Source organism: Opitutia bacterium ISCC 52, assembly GCA_014529675.2.
Taxonomy (GTDB): Bacteria; Verrucomicrobiota; Verrucomicrobiia; order Opitutales; family UBA2995; genus UBA2995.
The window spans coordinates 4080146-4096295 of record CP076040.1 but is presented as its reverse complement, the minus strand read 5'-3'; the positions used below and the strand labels follow the sequence as shown (position 1 = coordinate 4096295).

Sequence of the window (16150 nt, the reverse complement as noted above, 5' to 3'; positions counted from 1 at the left end):
GAAAATGTCTGTCTCCGTAATTGCCGGTCTCGGCAATCCGGGGAAATCCTACCAGGACACCCGCCACAATGTGGGTTTCCAGGTTGTTGATGCCTATGTTGAGAAGTTGGGCGGATCCTGGAAAGAGGAAGCCAAGTTTCTCAGTAATATATATACCTGGAAGCGAGGCCCCCGAAAGGTGCACTTCATCAAACCTCAGACTTTTATGAATCTGAGTGGAGATGCCCTCTCCAAGCTTTTGAACTATTTCAAGATCCCTCTTGAGGAACTCGTAGTCGTTTACGATGACATTAACCTCGATCTGGGCCGCTTGAAAATAAATCAGGATGGGGGAGCCGGAGGGCACAACGGTATCGAGGATCTTTTCAACAAAGTGGGCCGCCGGTTCATCCGTTTTCGTGTCGGCCTTGGTGGCAAATACCCGCCTGAAGTTGACTTGGCGGATTTTGTACTGGGAAAATTTTCAAAATCAGAGACAGACGTGATCAAACATCAGATGGACCATTACCATCAGGCACTGGACTTACTTCTCCATCGGGGAGTGACCATTGCCATGAATCAATTCAATAAAAGAAAAGCAAAGCATGACGCTCATTAAATCAACCTATAAGACTACCATCATTCTCGACACACGCGAACAGGAGAAGTCCGTTCCCGAATTACTTGAGGATGTGAAGGAAAAACTAGCGACTATTGACGCCACCGTGACCAAGGAAAACGACCTTGGGCGTCGCGAATTTGTTCGTGTGACGGATCGTCATTTTACCGCCGGTCACTACTTCGAACTCACTGTTGAAGCTCCAGGGTCATTTGCTGACGATGTTCAGACAAAATTCCGCTTGGATAAAGTTGTCTATCGGATCATTGTTCAATCCTGATTTTCAACTCAACCTCCGATTCAATGGCATCCTTTAACAAAGTTATTCTCATGGGCAATCTTACCCGTGACCCTGAACTCAGGGTTACTGCTAGCGGATTGAGTATTTGCAAACTCTCCATGGCTACCAATCGCGTCTATCAAACCAAGGACGGCGAACGGAAAGAAGAAGTAACTTATGTGGATATTGATGCCTTTGGTCGTCAGGCTGAAACGATTTCCAAATATATGTCCAAAGGCCGTGCTCTCTTGGTAGAAGGACGGTTGAAACTGGATAGCTGGGAAACGCCCCAAGGGGAAAAAAGAAGCAAGCTCGGTGTAGTCCTGGAGAACTTCCAGTTTACCGGTGACCGCGGCGGCTCCGGAGGTGATTCCAACGAAGGTGGTTCTCATGTTGAGCGCAATAGCCCTCCGCCAAGAGTTGCCGAACCGAAAGCTCCGGCCGACGATATTGAAGAAGACGACGTACCATTTTGAACCTATAATTTAATTAATCATGGCGACAGCAGATGTTTTATTACTCAAACCCGTAGAAGGCCTTGGTGCCGAAGGGGACGAAGCAAAAGTAAAGGCCGGTTTTGCCCGGAATTACCTAATTCCGCAGAAGATCGCAGTTCCTTTGACTGCCTCTAACCGTAAGCAAATCGAATCACTTAAAGTGGCGCGTGCTTCACGCGAAGCAAAAGATATTCAAGAAGCCGAGGCCTTAAAGGGCCGGATCGAAGGCATTCACATTGCCGTGCAAGTACGTGCTGGTGAAGAAGGCAAGATGTTCGGTGCGGTTACTGCTAAGGATTTACTCGAGCACATCACCGAAGCTGGTATTGAGCTGGATCGGAAACAGATTCAGCTAAAAACTCCGATCAAGGAGTTGGGTAAACACACAATCGAGATCAAGTTGCATCCTGAAGTAGTGGTAGACTTCGAGTTTGAAGTAGTACCTCTGCACGAAGATGAGGAATAGAGGCTAGTTTCTAGCCCAAATTTACTCATCTGATGGCAACCTCTTCTCGTTCCTCACAAGCATCGGGCAGCCAGTACGCTAATCGTGCTGGCAGGTCGAAGAGAGACTCTGACTCTAGCGGAGGCCTCGTAGGTCGGACCATGCCCCACAATGTTGAGGCAGAGCAGGGGTTATTGGCATCTTGTATCCTCGACAGTAGCGAAGTGTTGCCGCTCTGCTTGGAGCGAAATCTTCCTGCCGAAGGTTTCTATGTGGCCACTCACCAAATCATCTACGAATCGATTGTTTCTCTCTATGAGAAAAAGACCGCTGTAGACGAAATCCTCCTGGCTGAGGAACTCGCCAATAAGAACCAACTGGAAATGGTGGGTGGTATTCCGGGGATCAACCAAATCATGGACCGGATCGAGACCACGGCCCACGCCAATCACTTTCTCGATATTGTTCGGACCAAATACCTTCTCCGTCGATTGATTCGTTCCTCCACTCACACCGTGGAACGTTGCTTTGAAGAGCAGGAGAATCTCGCCGAGTTTTTGCAGGCCGTAGAAACTGAGATCTTTGAAATTGGGATGGATAAGTCGGAAGACGCATCCCGTGATATTTCTACTACCATTGATGCTGCAGTAGCCATGGTCCATTCCTTCCTCGAGGGGAAGGGATCTATGCGGGGTGTTTCTACCGGGCTTAAAGATCTGGATGCTCTGACCCTTGGTATGCAGAAGAGTAACATGATCGTTCTCGCAGCGCGGCCATCCATGGGTAAAACCAGCTTGGCGATGAACATTGCTGAATCAGTGGCCACAGCCAAAGGCGAAGAAGGATCTCCCACGATCATTTTCAGTTTGGAAATGAGTCACCAAGACCTTGGTATGCGTCTTCTATGCGCACGGGCTCGGGTATCGATGAGTCGATTGCAGGATGGGTTTTGCTCTGCTGAGGAAAAACAGTTGCTGGCCGAGGCTGCGATTGAGCTGAAGAAAGCTCCCATTGTTATCGATGATTCCAGTAATATAACCATTATGGAACTTCGGGCCAAATCGCGCCGGATTGCCTCCAGGATTCAAAACAAATACGGACGTTCTGTAGGGCTTGTGGTAGTCGATTATCTACAACTTTTAGCTGGGACAAACCCCTCTGTGGGTCGTGAACAGCAAATATCTGAAATCTCTCGTGGGATAAAGGGCTTGGCGAAGGAACTTGAAGTTCCGGTGATTGTCTTGAGTCAGCTGAACCGTGATATGGAGAAAGAAAAAAGAAAGCCCAGACTGTCTGATTTGAGAGAATCAGGATCAATTGAACAGGATGCTGATGTCGTACTTTTACTCTCCAAACCAAAGGACTCAGAAGACGAGTTTCAGACAATTGGAAACGTCGCCGATTTAATCGTTGCCAAGCAGCGCAATGGACCAGTAGGAGAACTGAAATTAACCTTTCGTAAGGAATACACCCGCTTTGAGAATTATTCGCCGCAATCTGATCATGAGTCTGGTTACTAGACTGACTCAGGCACTTATCCTGGCCATACCGCTACTCGGAGCAACCTACCTAGCTGCACAACTCCCGCAAAGGGATGTGACTATTGGGAAGGTTGAAATCGAGTTTATTGGTGTACAGAATGTTAACGAAGCAGTGCTCCGTTCAAACATGCAGGTTCGTTCCGGCATGCCTTATAGTGAAGCGATCGTTGATGATTCATTACGTTCACTGTACAGTACCGGTCTGTTCGAGTATATTGACGTAAAACAGAGAGAGGTGGATGCTGACACAAAGGATCTAATCTTTCGGGTGAAGTCAAAATATCGGGTGTTGGCCATCTACTATGACGGAAATTATCGGATTAAAGAAAAGCGCCTGAGAAAAGAAATCTCTACTCGAGCCAATGCGTCCCTGAATGAGCGATTGGTTAAGGAGGATTCTCAAAAGCTTTTCGAATTCTACCAAAAACGTGGATTCACGCAGGCATCTATCGATTATTCGATTGATCGCGATCCAGACACTGGTTTCGGAGAAATCACCTTTACCATCGATGAAGGTCCAAAAGTTCGTGTTAGTGAGATCAATTTTGTCGGTGCTCAGGAAATCAAAAACAAGAAGCTGATAAAGCAGATGAAGACTCGGCCCTGGAATTGGATTTCCTGGCTCACGGGTTCTGGCAAGTTAGATGAGACGCAGTTCGAAGAAGATTTAATTGAAGCTCTTGCATATGCCCGAGAGGAAGGTTTTCTGGATGCAGATATTGCTGAGGATCAAATCGAGTATGACTATAGCCGAGAAGGTCGCTTGGTCATAAACATCCCATTTACCGAAGGGAAGCAGTATCATATCGGCAGAATTTCTGTTACCGGAAATGAACTTTTCCCATCTGATCTACTCGTACAGGGCATTGAAATTAAAGAAGGGGATGTATTTGCCCCTGAAGAAATTGACGAAGCGAATGAAGCACTCTCCGACTTTTACGGGTCGGTCGGGTATCTAGATTGCCGAATCAATGTTCAACGGATCCCTAACTTGGAAACGGGGGCTATTGACCTTGAGTTTGCGGTTACTGAAGGAGAGCGCTTTCGCGTAGAATCCATTGTTATTGAAGGTAACACCAAGACGAAGAGTGTGGTGATCCTGCGGGAGTTATCCCTGGCTCCTGGAATGCCCTTTGATTTGGTTCGCATGAAGGTCAGTAAGCAGCGCCTAGAAAATACGCGTTGGTTTGATGATGCCGGTGGAGTTGAAGTAACAGATGAGCCAACCAATATCCCACAACGGCGGAACTTCAAAGTTACTGTGAAAGAAGGACGTACGGGTAACTTCACCTTTGGAGCTGGTTTTTCTTCTATCCAAAGAGCGGTTGGATTTATCGAAATTACTCAGGGAAATTTTGACCTCTTTAATTTCAGGTCCTTCTTTCAAGGAGATGGGCAAAAGCTGCGTATCCGTTTAGAAGCGGGTTCACGGTCCTCTCAAATGAGTATCTATTTTGAAGAGCCTTATTTTCTGGATAACTATTTTTACCAGTTAGCGTTTGGTTTCCAAATCTACAACCAGGAGTCCGACTTCTTAAGTACCCTCTATCAGGAAACCCGAGCTGGGTTTGAGGTATTTGTAAGAAAACGCCTCTTTGGACTGATCGAAGGACGCATCGGTTACGGGTTGGAAGACGTGACTCTGGACTTCTTTAGCCAGATTCCGTTCGCATTCCGAAATTTTTTCAAGGAAGAGGAATTGGATTTAAGACGGAACGAGATCAATAGTACCGTTTCCCGGGTGTCTGTAGCCCTCGCACGCGATACGCGGGACAAGCTTCTTTTCACTACCAAGGGAATGCGGTTGCAGTTGATCAACACCGTTGCTGGGGGCCCCTTGGGAGGTACTCAAGATTTCGGGAAGGTCGAATTTCTAGGAGCTACCTGGATACCTACGTTTGAGTTAGGGCAGGGTATCCTGCTCGATATGAGAGCTGGAGTTGGTTTTGGCTATGATGACACGAAACGTCTTCCTTTCGCAGAGCAATACTTTCTAGGTGGCCCAAATACGGTCCGTGGGTATGATTATCGTATGGTTGGACCGGTCGATATGGGGGAGCCATTACGAGATCCCTTTGGAGGAATTTTTCGGGATGAAAATGGGAATCCTCGATATCGTTCGTTTCCGACTTTCGAACCAAAGGGAGGTCAGACGTACGCCATGTTTACTGCGGAGTATTTCTACAGTATCTCTGAGCAGGTGCGTATTTCAGCTTTTTACGATGGGGGTCTCGTGAATCGGGGATTTGTTGATTTTGGAATGGATTGGTGGAGTGATAACGTGGGTGTAGGTATTACGCTCATGGTTATGGGAACTCCTCTTCGCCTTGATTATGCAATTCCGATGAACTCTACCACCATCAAAGACGAGTTCGGTGAACTCATTTACACCAATGATGAAGGAGCCCAATTTAACTTCAATTTTGGTACTCGCTTCTAAACAAAATTTAACTTGATTCTTAAGCCCATGAAAACGTTCTTACTCAGTGTCGCTCTTGTGGCGCTTCCTTTCGCTTTGGTCCAACAAGCGGTAGCGGAGCATTCAATCATGACGATCGATGTCGCCACCTTGTATGACAACTATTACAAAACCAAGGAAGCTGGTGATAAAATCCAGGGTCGATTTGATACCGCTAAGGCTCAGCTCGATGAAATGATCGCTTCCGGGGAAACAGAAGTGGAAGCCTATAAGACCATGATCGAACAGGCTCAGAACCCTGCACTCTCAGACGAAGCTCGTATTGAAGCTGAGAAGGATGCCGACCTCCAAATGGAGAAGATCCGCAGCATGCAGCAGGAAGTTCAAATGTTTCGCCAAAGCACCAATAGCCAGCTCAGCCAACAGCAGGCTACGCAACGCCAGTTCATGCTCGAGGAGATTAAGACGGTGATCCTTGAGGTAGCTCAGCAGAAAGGTGCTGACTTAGTCTTCGACATTTCAACCGGAACAAACATCGGACTTCCATCTGTGATCTATGCCAACCCGGCATGGGATACGACGGACGAAGTGCTCGACGTTCTCAATGCAGATGCACCTGTTGCTCCGGTAGATGAGCCAGCAAACTAGAGTTTTAGATTTTTTGAAGCCTACCCAGATGGAGGGGGAAACTCCTGCCACCAACGTGCAACTGAAATTCTCAAGTCGCTCCGCAAATTTAACACTTTTCCAATTGAACCCTGTTTCGTTTAGAAGCAGGGTTTTTTTTGTCGATGCCATGCTTTGAACTGAATCTTGAACTGGTTCTAAATTTGACTTCTCCCATATCCATCAAGGGATCGTGGGAAGGTGAAATCAATGGCATCGCATCTCTTGATTCTGCGCAGGCGGGAGATCTCTCTTTCTTATCCGGGAAGAAGTACCGCAAGGCGGTTCCAGATTGTAAAGCCAGCGTGCTCATTCTTCCGGAAGACTACGAGTGTGATCCTTCGAAGGAGCAAATATACCTGCTGCACGGAAATCCTTCGCGGGCAATAGATCTCATTTGCGAAAACATCCAGCACCAGCTCAGCCCCAAGCGGGAGTCAGGTGTTCATGATACCGCGAGCATTCATGATTCTGTACAGCTGGCTGATTCTGTTTTTGTGGGGCCTTTTGCTGTAATTGAAGAGGGTGCAAAGGTAGGCGAAAATAGTGAGATCCATGCGCATGCTTATGTGGGACCTTTTGCTGAACTTGGGGACGATTGTGTTTTGAAGCCTCGTGCGACGATCATGGATTACTGCAAGCTTGGATCCGACTGCATCGTGCATTCCGGAGCAGTAATTGGCTCTGAAGGTTTTGGTTATGAGACCGTGGATGGTCAACACCTCCGCTCTCCACAGGTGGGCATTGTTGTGCTCGAAGATCATGTCGATGTGGGCTCCAATACCACCATCGATCGTGCACGTTTTGACGAAACCCGAATCGGGCAGGGGACGAAGATCGATAATCAGGTCCAGATCGCACACAACGTAACGATTGGGAAAGGGTGCTTTCTGGCCGCTCAAGTGGGAGTGGCAGGAAGTACTTCGATTGGCGATTTTGTTTTACTAGGCGGTAAGTCCGGAGTTTCTGGTCACTTATCTATCGGTGACTTCTGTCAAATTGGCGGATCGACCAACGTCTATTCAAATTTACCTGCTAAAAGCTTTGTGTCTGGCGATCCAGCAATGCCATATTTCCAAGCACAAAAGTTCAATGTGCTCCGCAAAAAACTTCCCGACCTATTCCGTAGAGTCGACAAGCTCGAAACCCATCCGACATCCGATCCATGACTGAAGAGGAAGCTCTCATCACCCCTAATAAACTAAAAGTATTCAGCTGTAATTCCAATATCCCGCTTGCAGAGGAGATTTGTGACTACCTCGGTATCCCGCTCGGTGCAGCCGAGGTTACCAAGTTCCCCAATGGGGAAAGCTTTGCCAAAATTAATGAGAATATCCGCGGCCGAGATGTTTTTATTATTCAGTCTATTTGTTATCCACCTAATCAGCACCTCATGGAGCTGCTCATCTTTATCGATGCAGCTCGACGTGCTTCTGCCAGTCGGATTACCGCAGTCATTCCCTTCTTTGGTTATGCCCGCCAGGATAGAAAGGATCAGCCACGTGTGCCCATCACATCAAAGCTAGTAGCCAATCTTTTGGTCTGCGCTGGGGCCAATCGTATCCTTACTATGGATCTGCACGCACAGCAAATTGTGGGTTTCTTCGATGTGCCAGTGGATCACCTTTACGCGTCTCCGGTATTTTATGAATACCTACTTACCCATACTGACACGGAAAACACTGTCGTTATCTCCCCTGATGTTGGCAGTATGAAAATGGCCGCTGCTTATGCCAATATCCTTGGGTGTCCCTTTGGTGTCGTCGCCAAGAAGCGCATTGATGCCGCCAATGTAGAGGCAGAAAGCGTAGTGGGCGATGTGGAAGGTAAGGAAGTGCTTATTGTAGACGACATTACTGAAACAGCTGGAACTTTGACCGCTGCAGCGGAGATCGTACGTGCGCATGGTGCTACCAAGGTGCGAGCTTGTGTGAGCCACGGCGTGCTCAACGAATATGCGCACAAGCGTCTCAAGGATGGCCCTTTAGATGAACTCATTACCACAAACTCTACTCCTGTCGATGCGGGCGATACGGGGGTGCCTGTCACAGTCATCAGTATCGCCGAGCTGATGGGGAAAGCTATTATGCGAACTCACCTGAGTGAAAGTGTATCCAGTCTTTTTCGCCTGAAAACGAAGGACGGTTCTGAGAGCAACGCTGGCTGATTCCGAAAGGAATTCCCAAGAGCTTCAACTGATGCTATGACTATCAGTCTAATTTAGCTAGAAACCTTCGTTTCTCGCTCTTGTCGTTTTGGATTCATGAAATTGCGTTACCTAGTTTCGATTTTCACCTCTTGGGCCCTTGTTTTGGGCCATTCTCACGCAGTCACCAACATTGAGACGCGTGAACTTCCCGATATTGTGTGGGACGACACGCCTTTGGATCGGTCGAATCGGGGAAGGATGGCCAGTTATGCTGATATGTTGGACAACGTAACACCTGCCGTGGTCAGCGTTGCGACTTCTAAACTACTCGAAGGGCAGCGCTATCAACTGCCTGAGCAATTTCAAGACGATCCGTTTCTTAAAAAGTTCTTCGGCGAGCGCGATGAGGAAGATGATAAACCCAAATCAGAAGGTCTGGGTTCTGGTGTCATTATCAGCAGTGACGGATACGTGCTCACCAACAACCATGTTATTGAAAATGTGGATGGAGTGAGTGTACGGCTTGTTGACGGACGAGAGCTTGAAGCGGAGATTATTGGGGTCGATGCAAAGACTGATGTTGCAGTCTTGAAGGTCAATGAGGGGGGGCTTCCCTTTCTCATCATGGCTGACAGTGACCAGGCACGAGTGGGTGATATTGTATTTGCTGTAGGGAATCCATTGAGAGTCGGGCAGACCGTAACTCAAGGAATCGTTTCGGCCACCAATCGTAACTCTCTTAGTTTGATCGATGGTGATGCCTATGAAAATTTTCTCCAGACAGATGCTTCGATCAATCCCGGTAACTCAGGAGGTGCTTTGGTCGATGCAGAAGGAAGGGTGTTAGGTATAAACACCGCGATACTCTCTCAGTCTGGAGGCAGTATCGGCATAGGATTCGCAATTCCCAGTAATCTTGCCAAGAATGTCATGATGGATCTGATCCAAACTGGAGAAGTCCGTAGAGGATACCTTGGAGTCGGTATTGGTGATTTGAATTCAGATATGGCTGAGGAATTTGGAGTCGTGAATGCGCAAGGTGCTGTGATAACTCAGGTGTTTCCAGATACTCCTGCAGATGAGGCTGGATTACTCACTTATGACGTGATTATTGCGATCGATGGTCGACCGGTAGTTTCTCAGCCTGACCTAAGGCTAAAGGTTTCACAGATTACACCCGGTGTGGAAGCGATGATGACTGTCATACGAGACGGGAAGGAAATCGTGCTGCCCGTGGTTCTTGGCAATTTAAACGATGCGCTTGTATCGGAAGATACAACCACCGAAACCGTCGTACTTCTTACCGGAGTCTCGCTGTCTGAGCTGAGTCCAGAATTACGGGATGAATTCTTGGTCGGACAATCAGTGCAAGGACTTCTAGTCACCGAGGTCGGTGAGAACTCTCCTTATGCGGGAGATCTTAAGGCCGGCATGGTTATCATGGCTATCAACCGAACGAAAATTAAAACCATGGGTGAAGCCTTCGAACATATCACCGATGGGAGGAACCTTCTCCACATCTACTTCGAAGGGAAGGAAAACTCCCTTGTTGTTAAGAAAGACTAAGAGCCCGGTTTTACCGCCGGAATTCCTTCCAATTCAGGAGGTAGACTTTCGGGATTGTAGGTGGGGAAGTTAAATTCCGCCAATGAGATCACCGGGACGTCAAATGAAGCATTCCCTGCACTGCGGTCTGCTAGCAATGCCAGTCCGGTTACATCACCCTCTAGTCCGCGTACAATATCAATAGCTTCCTGAGCTCGGCCGCCTCGAGTGATTACGTCTTCTACGATCAGGACTTTTTCTGCGGGTTCTATTTTGAATCCACGACGAAGAACCAGTTTGTCATCCTGCTTTTCAGCAAAAATGTATCGGACCTTGGCCTGGCGAGCTACTTCCTGACCGAAAACCAGTCCACCCATGGCCGGCGCAAGAACGGTTGTGAATTCAGTGTCTTCGAGTTTCTCGAGCATTATTTCAGCGAGCCGCTCCACTTTGTCCATGTATTCACAGACACGAGCGCACTGAAAAAAATGGCTACTGCGAAGGCCTGACCGCAGAATAAAGTGACCACGCAAGAGCGCTTTCGATTCTTCAAAGATTGTGAGGATTTCCTGTTGCTTATCGTCCATAGCAAACAATCTGGGCAAAGCAGTTTTCGATTCCAATGACATTTTCTTATCAGGCTTCATTAATTGATCGTAGGGCCAGTTGCTTACAGCTTGGCCTTATCCGGTACGCCATCTCTATGACCGGCTTCGATGCCAGCATCGAGTCCTACATAACTCAATTTGCGGATCGATTCGTTGCCCGGGGAATTAGATCTTGCGAGGCTTTCTAACGCGTGTTGGTTTACTGGAAAATCGTTGTGCCCACACCTTGTAATCTATGATCACCTCTACCAAAGACCTCGCTGAGCACCTCGGCTTATCCCGCTGGACGGTCTCTCGTGTTTTGAATGGTCATCCGGAAGTGAAAGAGGAAACCCGGCGACGTGTATTGGAAGCAGCGCGGGAATTAGGCTTCTCTCCCAATGCAATGGCTCGAGGATTACGCGGGGGGTCTACAGGGTTGGTCGGAGTATGCTTTCAGGAAATTGAGTCTCCCGCTTTAGCCAAGAAGACTGCTTTTCTACAGCAACAGCTCAGGGCAATGGGTTTTCAGGGGATGATCGAATTGACTGATGGTGATCCCAATTTAGAGGAATCTGTTTTGCGTCACTTCCTGTCCTTGAAATCGGACGCTATCATTCTCGTAGCATCCACGTTGAAGTCGGATAACCCGACTATCAATTATTTAACCGAAGCAAAAATCCCAACCGTATTGGTGGATCCGATACATGAATTGCCTTTCCCATCCATTCATTTGGATCGGACGGGAATCATGGAAAAGTTGATCGATCATCTTTGGGATCGGGAACATAGACAATTTGCGCTACTCGGCATTGAAAGCGACCTTGTGCTTGGGCAACACCGCACCGAAGGCATACGTCGGGGAGTGGAGAAGCATGGTTCTTCTTATGGGGATTGCGTGACCAGCTACACCGAAGATGGATTCGGGCTCCAAGACTATGGCTATGGTTATTCATTAGCTAAATCAATTTTAGCCAATGGCGACAAAGCGACTGCTTGGGTAGCGATGAATGATCGCTTGGCCATTGGCGCAATGACTTATCTGCGCGAGCAAGGCATTCAAGTTCCCGACGATATCGCAGTGGTTGGTTTCGACAATTTGGATATCAGCCCCTGGTTCGATCCTCCTCTCACCACGGTCGACCACGTGATCCCTAAGATTTTCCGCGAAGCGGTAGCGACCTTGATCCAGCAAATCCAATCTCCTTCGTCTCAAGATCCAGTTAAGGAGTGGATCCTTCCAGAGATTATCATTCGCAAAACAAGTTAGCGGCTGTGCCAGGCTTAGCTTGATCGGGATGAATAGACTTGAACCAATTCCCTAGTCGTCCTGGACGGTTTACTCTTCTAGACTAAGTTACTTCGCGAAACTGGTGTTTCAAAAGATCTAAACGCTATTCTTAGCCACCAAGGTCCAAGGTCTTTTGTTCTGCCTCTGGATCAAAGGACTCTTCGGCCTCTTCCTCGTCGGTGGTCGCACGGGCGACACGCTGCACGATGTTTTTGGTTATGATATTTCCTTGGCTGCCACGGCTCTTAATGGCGAACTCGGCAAAGTTGAAAGGGATCTCCAGCTTGCGTAGGCGTGGAATTGGTTTGTGATACACTTTGACAAAGGGGCTTTCTTCTTCGGTTTTGTCGACGGAGAAAAAGAACACACGAGAACCAGCACTACCTTTCGTGAGTGGATAGTCTTTGTCGCGAGTGACTCCACCAATACGGAAGCGTTTGGCGTAGACGTTTCCTCGTTTCCCGTCGCGATACATCATGGAGTAGATCGACTTATCTTCCTTGCTGAACACGGCGGCGTGGATGACGTCCTTGCCCACAAATACTTTGTCAGCTACCTTTACTACTTTCATGTTTCCATCGCGAGTGAAGACGATGATGTCATCTAGACTAGAGCACTTAAAGAGCGACTCATCTTTTTTCATGCTGGTGCCGATGAAGCCGTCTTTACGATTCACATACAGGGTCTCACTGGCGACAGCGACCTTGGTAGCGACCACCTTTTCAAAGCTCGCCAGCTCTGTTTTGCGTTCACGACCTTCACCGTATTTCTTTTTGAGATCTTCGTAAAACTTAACCGTGAATTTGGTGAGATAGCGGAGGTTCTTTTTAACCTCTTTCATGCGATCTTCCAAACCTTTGATATACTCGTCGGCACGGAAGGCGTCGAAGCGCGAGATTCGCTTGATCTTAATTTCAGTCAAGCGTGCAACGTCATCGTCAGTCACTTCTCTGCGCAACAAGTGCAGGTAAGGCTTTAAGCCTTTGTGAATGGTTTCGATAATGCTTTCCCAGGTCGTGCATTTCTCGATGTCGCGGTAGATGCGGTTCTCAATAAAGATTTTTTCCAGGCTGCTAAAGTGCCATTTTTCTTCCAGTTCAGCTAACTCGATTTCGAGCTCAAGTTTGAGAAGAGCTCGGGTGCGTTTGGCTGATCGTCTTAAGAGTTCGGTGACTGGAAGGAACTCAGGCCGTTGGTTTTCAATGATACTGGAATTTGGAGCGAGGGAGTTTTCACAGTCAGTAAACGCGTAGAGCGCATTGATCATGTTCTCTGGCTTAATACCGGAAGACAGAGAGATGAGTATCTCCACATTCTCTGCTGTGTGATCTTCGATCCGATCAAATTTGATTTTCCCCTTATCGCGTGCATTAACAATGGAATCAATGAGTGAGGCGGTCGTCGTCCCAAAGGGGATTTCCCGAATCGCTATTTGCCGGCGTTTCAGGATTTCAAACTTTGCCCGTACTTTAATTCTTCCTCCTCGGAGGCCATCGTTGTATTCCGAGACGTCTGCAATTCCGCCTGTAGGGAAATCTGGATACAATTCGAAGCCTTGTTTCTTGAGTGCGGCGATTGAGGCGTCAATCAGCTCGATGAAATTATGTGGAAGTATCTTACAGGCGAGCCCAACTGCGATCCCTTCAATGCCAGAAGACAGAGCCAATGGAAATTTGGCAGGTAACACGATGGGCTCTTTTGCCCGACCGTCATAAGAATCCTGAAATTCTGTCGTCTTCGGATTGAAAAGTACTTCCAGGGCAAACTTAGAGAGGCGTGCTTCAATGTAGCGACTGGCAGCTGCCCGGTCACCGGTTACGGGATCTCCAAAGTTCCCTTGCATTTCGATGAGCAGATCACGTTGCGCGATTTGCACCAGTGCATCCGTAATTGCAGAATCGCCGTGAGGGTGCAGTTTCATCGTCTCACCCACAATGCTGGCTACCTTGTGAAAGCGCCCATCATTCATCTTGAACATGGTCGTCAAGATGCGACGTTGCACTGGTTTGAGACCATCGAGTATAGACGGCACTGCCCGGTCAAGAATGACGTAGGAGGCGTATTCGAGGTAGTATTTTTTATAGAGGTCGGAGACCTTCTCCAGGTCCGCGTTCGATGTAGAATCTTGAGCCATGGCTTGTTAGGCGGTCAGCGCTTCTGTCTTTTCGTCGGTTGCGCTCTCATTGATGGGCTCTTCTATGACCAAGTTTTTGACAATAAAGTCTTTTCTCTCGGGAGTGTTCTTGCCCATGTAGAACTTGAGCATATCTGCCAGGTGAGAGTTCTTGCCAATTAGCACAGGCTCGAGGCGCATGTGTTCGCTGATAAATTGTTTAAATTCATTGGGAGAAATTTCACCCAATCCCTTGAAACGAGTGATTTCCACTTTACCAGTTAAGGTTTCCATGGCCTGTTGCTTCTCTTCATCGGAGTAGCAGTAGACGGTAGCCTTTTTGTTTCGCACGCGGAACAAGGGCGTCTGCAAAATGTAGAGATGACCACGTCGAACGAGTTCTGGAAAAAACTGGAGGAAGTAGCACATCAACAAAATCCGGATATGGAATCCGTCTACATCGGCATCCGTCGCGAGTATGATTTTGTTGTAACGCAGGTTGTCGAGACCGTCCTCAATATCCAATGCGTTCTGCAGCAAATAAAATTCTTCATTCTCATAGATGACCTTACGGCGCATGCCATAGGTGTTGAGTGGCTTTCCACGCAACGAAAATACCGCTTGGGTCAATGGATCGCGGGACTTGGTAATAGATCCAGACGCTGAATCACCTTCGGTAACGAAGACAGAGCTTTTCCCGGCATCCTTGTGCTTGGTGTTGAAGTGCAACTTACAGTCACGGAGCTTCTTGTTAACCACCTTCGCCTTCTTGGCGCGTTCCTTGGCAATCTTTTGGATTCCCCTGAGCTCAGTTCGTTCCCGCTCAGCTTGGAGAATACGTTTCTTAATCGCCTCAGCAGCCTTCGGATTTTTGTGGAGAAAATTATCCAGCTCTTTCTTCAGGAAATTGGTGAGCCCTTGGCGGATACTTGGCCCCTTGGGGCCGAAGCTGTCACTGCCCAATTTGACCTTGGTCTGACTTTCAAAAGTAGGTTCCTGCACCCGGACGGCTACTGCGCCTACGATGCCACTTCGAATGTCGGATACGTGGAAATCCTTTTTGAAAAAGCCTCGAAGGGTTTCCACCAGAGCTTGTCTGAAAGCCGCCTCGTGTGTGCCGCCCAGTGTGGTGTGCTGACCATTTACGAACGAAAAATATTCTTCACCATACTGGTTGGTGTGGGTGAAGGCGATTTCGATATCCTCTTCCTTGAAATGGATGATCGGGTAGTTGGGATCCGACTCGAGGTTTTCCGTCAAGAGATCATGGAGTCCATTCTTCGAGTGATACCGCTCGCCATTGAAAACCAGAGTCAGGCCGGTATTCAGATAGGCATAGTTCCAAAGCAGCTTTTCAATATACTCTTTGCGGAAGGTGAATTCACCGAAGATCTCTTTGTCAGGAACAAAGGTGACCAGGGTGCCTGGCTTTTCTCCGCTAGCTTTTGGCTTCTTGTCCTGTTTAACCAGGTTTCCTTGTTCGAACTCGGCGCTGACCGTTTTTCCGTCGCGAAACGATTCCACCTTGAAAGTCTCAGACAGCGCATTGACGGCCTTGGTACCAACGCCGTTTAAGCCAATGGATTTTTGGAACGCATCCGAATCATACTTACCACCGGTGTTGATTTTGCTCACGCACTCAACCACTTTTCCGAGCGGAATTCCACGACCGTAATCACGAATCCGGACCACATCGTTTTTGAGTTTGATCTCAATGCGCTTGCCATAGCCCATCATGTATTCGTCGAGGCAATTGTCGGCGACTTCTTTGATGAGGACGTACAGCCCTTCGTCTGCTGATGTGCCTTTACCGGAAACATTTCCGATATACATACCGGGACGAAGGCGAATATGCTCTCGCCAATCCAGCGACTTAATCGACTTTTCGTCGTAAACGGGTTCAGCCATTAGCTAAATGATACCAAGCGCGGTATCGTTAGAATAAAAGGATAAATAGGATTTGGGATCTTGGCGGTGGGTATAAACCAAGGAATGAAATTCCAAGGAACGAAATCGCCT

At 47.9% G+C, this 16150-nt stretch carries 14 protein-coding genes; 11 read left to right on the top strand and 3 right to left on the bottom strand.

Annotated elements, in window-relative coordinates; genetic code table 11:
• The first annotated feature begins 4 nt into the window (after positions 1 to 4).
• From pth to GA003_17420, 10 genes are all read left to right on the top strand, one after another.
• Entirely contained in the window at positions 5 to 598 is a 594-nt protein-coding gene (gene pth, locus GA003_17465; GenBank protein QXD27780.1) for an aminoacyl-tRNA hydrolase, read from the top strand.
• Complete coding sequence (locus GA003_17460; GenBank protein ID QXD27779.1) at positions 585 to 878, top strand: 30S ribosomal protein S6; 294 nt, start codon at positions 585 to 587, stop codon at positions 876 to 878. The genes pth and GA003_17460 overlap by 14 nt, the downstream gene beginning before the upstream one ends.
• Positions 879 to 901: 23 nt before the next feature.
• Positions 902 to 1354 (top strand): single-stranded DNA-binding protein, encoded by a 453-nt coding sequence (ssb, locus tag GA003_17455; protein QXD27778.1) that lies wholly within the window; start codon positions 902 to 904, stop codon positions 1352 to 1354.
• Between the two features lie 19 nt (positions 1355 to 1373).
• Positions 1374 to 1841 carry a 50S ribosomal protein L9 gene (gene rplI, locus GA003_17450; GenBank protein QXD27777.1) on the top strand — a complete coding sequence of 156 codons (468 nt, stop codon included), beginning with the start codon at positions 1374 to 1376 and terminating at the stop codon, positions 1839 to 1841.
• Positions 1842 to 1981: 140 nt separating this feature from the next.
• Positions 1982 to 3340 (top strand): replicative DNA helicase, encoded by a 1359-nt coding sequence (gene dnaB / locus GA003_17445; GenBank protein QXD27776.1) that lies wholly within the window; start codon positions 1982 to 1984, stop codon positions 3338 to 3340.
• Entirely contained in the window at positions 3324 to 5801 is a 2478-nt protein-coding gene (gene bamA / locus GA003_17440; GenBank protein QXD27775.1) for an outer membrane protein assembly factor BamA, read from the top strand. The genes dnaB and bamA overlap by 17 nt, the downstream gene beginning before the upstream one ends.
• A gap of 27 nt (positions 5802 to 5828) precedes the next feature.
• Positions 5829 to 6428, top strand: coding sequence for an OmpH family outer membrane protein (locus GA003_17435; protein QXD27774.1), 600 nt, complete (start codon positions 5829 to 5831; stop codon positions 6426 to 6428).
• A 182-nt stretch (positions 6429 to 6610) separates the two neighbouring features.
• Positions 6611 to 7615 carry a UDP-3-O-(3-hydroxymyristoyl)glucosamine N-acyltransferase gene (gene lpxD / locus GA003_17430; GenBank protein ID QXD27773.1) on the top strand — a complete coding sequence of 335 codons (1005 nt, stop codon included), beginning with the start codon at positions 6611 to 6613 and terminating at the stop codon, positions 7613 to 7615.
• On the top strand, positions 7612 to 8613 hold the full coding sequence (locus GA003_17425) for a ribose-phosphate pyrophosphokinase (GenBank protein ID QXD27772.1): 1002 nt from the start codon (positions 7612 to 7614) through the stop codon (positions 8611 to 8613). Before lpxD ends, GA003_17425 begins: the two co-directional genes overlap by 4 nt.
• Before the next feature lie 96 nt (positions 8614 to 8709).
• The gene (locus GA003_17420; protein ID QXD27771.1) at positions 8710 to 10161 is read left to right on the top strand and encodes a Do family serine endopeptidase; all 1452 of its coding nucleotides are present in this window, start codon (positions 8710 to 8712) and stop codon (positions 10159 to 10161) included.
• On the opposite strand, the gene pyrE is transcribed toward GA003_17420, so the two are convergent.
• Complete coding sequence (gene pyrE / locus GA003_17415; GenBank protein ID QXD27770.1) at positions 10158 to 10727, bottom strand: orotate phosphoribosyltransferase; 570 nt, start codon at positions 10725 to 10727, stop codon at positions 10158 to 10160. The genes GA003_17420 and pyrE overlap by 4 nt on opposite strands.
• A 256-nt stretch (positions 10728 to 10983) precedes the next feature.
• Between pyrE and GA003_17410 the strand changes: the two genes are divergently transcribed.
• Complete coding sequence (locus GA003_17410; protein ID QXD27769.1) at positions 10984 to 11997, top strand: LacI family transcriptional regulator; 1014 nt, start codon at positions 10984 to 10986, stop codon at positions 11995 to 11997.
• 130 nt (positions 11998 to 12127) lie between these two features.
• Here the strand turns inward: GA003_17410 and GA003_17405 are convergent, their stop codons facing one another.
• Entirely contained in the window at positions 12128 to 14152 is a 2025-nt protein-coding gene (locus GA003_17405) for a DNA gyrase/topoisomerase IV subunit A (protein QXD27768.1), read from the bottom strand.
• Between the two features lie 6 nt (positions 14153 to 14158).
• Entirely contained in the window at positions 14159 to 16039 is a 1881-nt protein-coding gene (locus tag GA003_17400) for a type IIA DNA topoisomerase subunit B (protein QXD27767.1), read from the bottom strand.
• Positions 16040 to 16150 lie beyond the last annotated feature (111 nt).

What these genes read in the sequence shown, in the direction of transcription:
- GA003_17435 (QXD27774.1), top strand. Translation starts at nt 5,829, where the DNA reads ATGAAAACGTTCTTACTCAGTGTCGCTCTTGTGGCGCTTCCTTTCGCT.
- bamA (QXD27775.1), top strand. Translation starts at nt 3,324, where the DNA reads ATGAGTCTGGTTACTAGACTGACTCAGGCACTTATCCTGGCCATACCG.
- rplI (QXD27777.1), top strand. Translation starts at nt 1,374, where the DNA reads ATGGCGACAGCAGATGTTTTATTACTCAAACCCGTAGAAGGCCTTGGT.
- GA003_17400 (QXD27767.1), bottom strand. Translation starts at nt 16,039, where the DNA reads ATGGCTGAACCCGTTTACGACGAAAAGTCGATTAAGTCGCTGGATTGG.
- GA003_17410 (QXD27769.1), top strand. Translation starts at nt 10,984, where the DNA reads ATGATCACCTCTACCAAAGACCTCGCTGAGCACCTCGGCTTATCCCGC.
- GA003_17425 (QXD27772.1), top strand. Translation starts at nt 7,612, where the DNA reads ATGACTGAAGAGGAAGCTCTCATCACCCCTAATAAACTAAAAGTATTC.
- dnaB (QXD27776.1), top strand. Translation starts at nt 1,982, where the DNA reads ATGCCCCACAATGTTGAGGCAGAGCAGGGGTTATTGGCATCTTGTATC.
- pth (QXD27780.1), top strand. Translation starts at nt 5, where the DNA reads ATGTCTGTCTCCGTAATTGCCGGTCTCGGCAATCCGGGGAAATCCTAC.
- GA003_17460 (QXD27779.1), top strand. Translation starts at nt 585, where the DNA reads ATGACGCTCATTAAATCAACCTATAAGACTACCATCATTCTCGACACA.
- ssb (QXD27778.1), top strand. Translation starts at nt 902, where the DNA reads ATGGCATCCTTTAACAAAGTTATTCTCATGGGCAATCTTACCCGTGAC.
- pyrE (QXD27770.1), bottom strand. Translation starts at nt 10,727, where the DNA reads ATGGACGATAAGCAACAGGAAATCCTCACAATCTTTGAAGAATCGAAA.
- GA003_17405 (QXD27768.1), bottom strand. Translation starts at nt 14,152, where the DNA reads ATGGCTCAAGATTCTACATCGAACGCGGACCTGGAGAAGGTCTCCGAC.
- GA003_17420 (QXD27771.1), top strand. Translation starts at nt 8,710, where the DNA reads ATGAAATTGCGTTACCTAGTTTCGATTTTCACCTCTTGGGCCCTTGTT.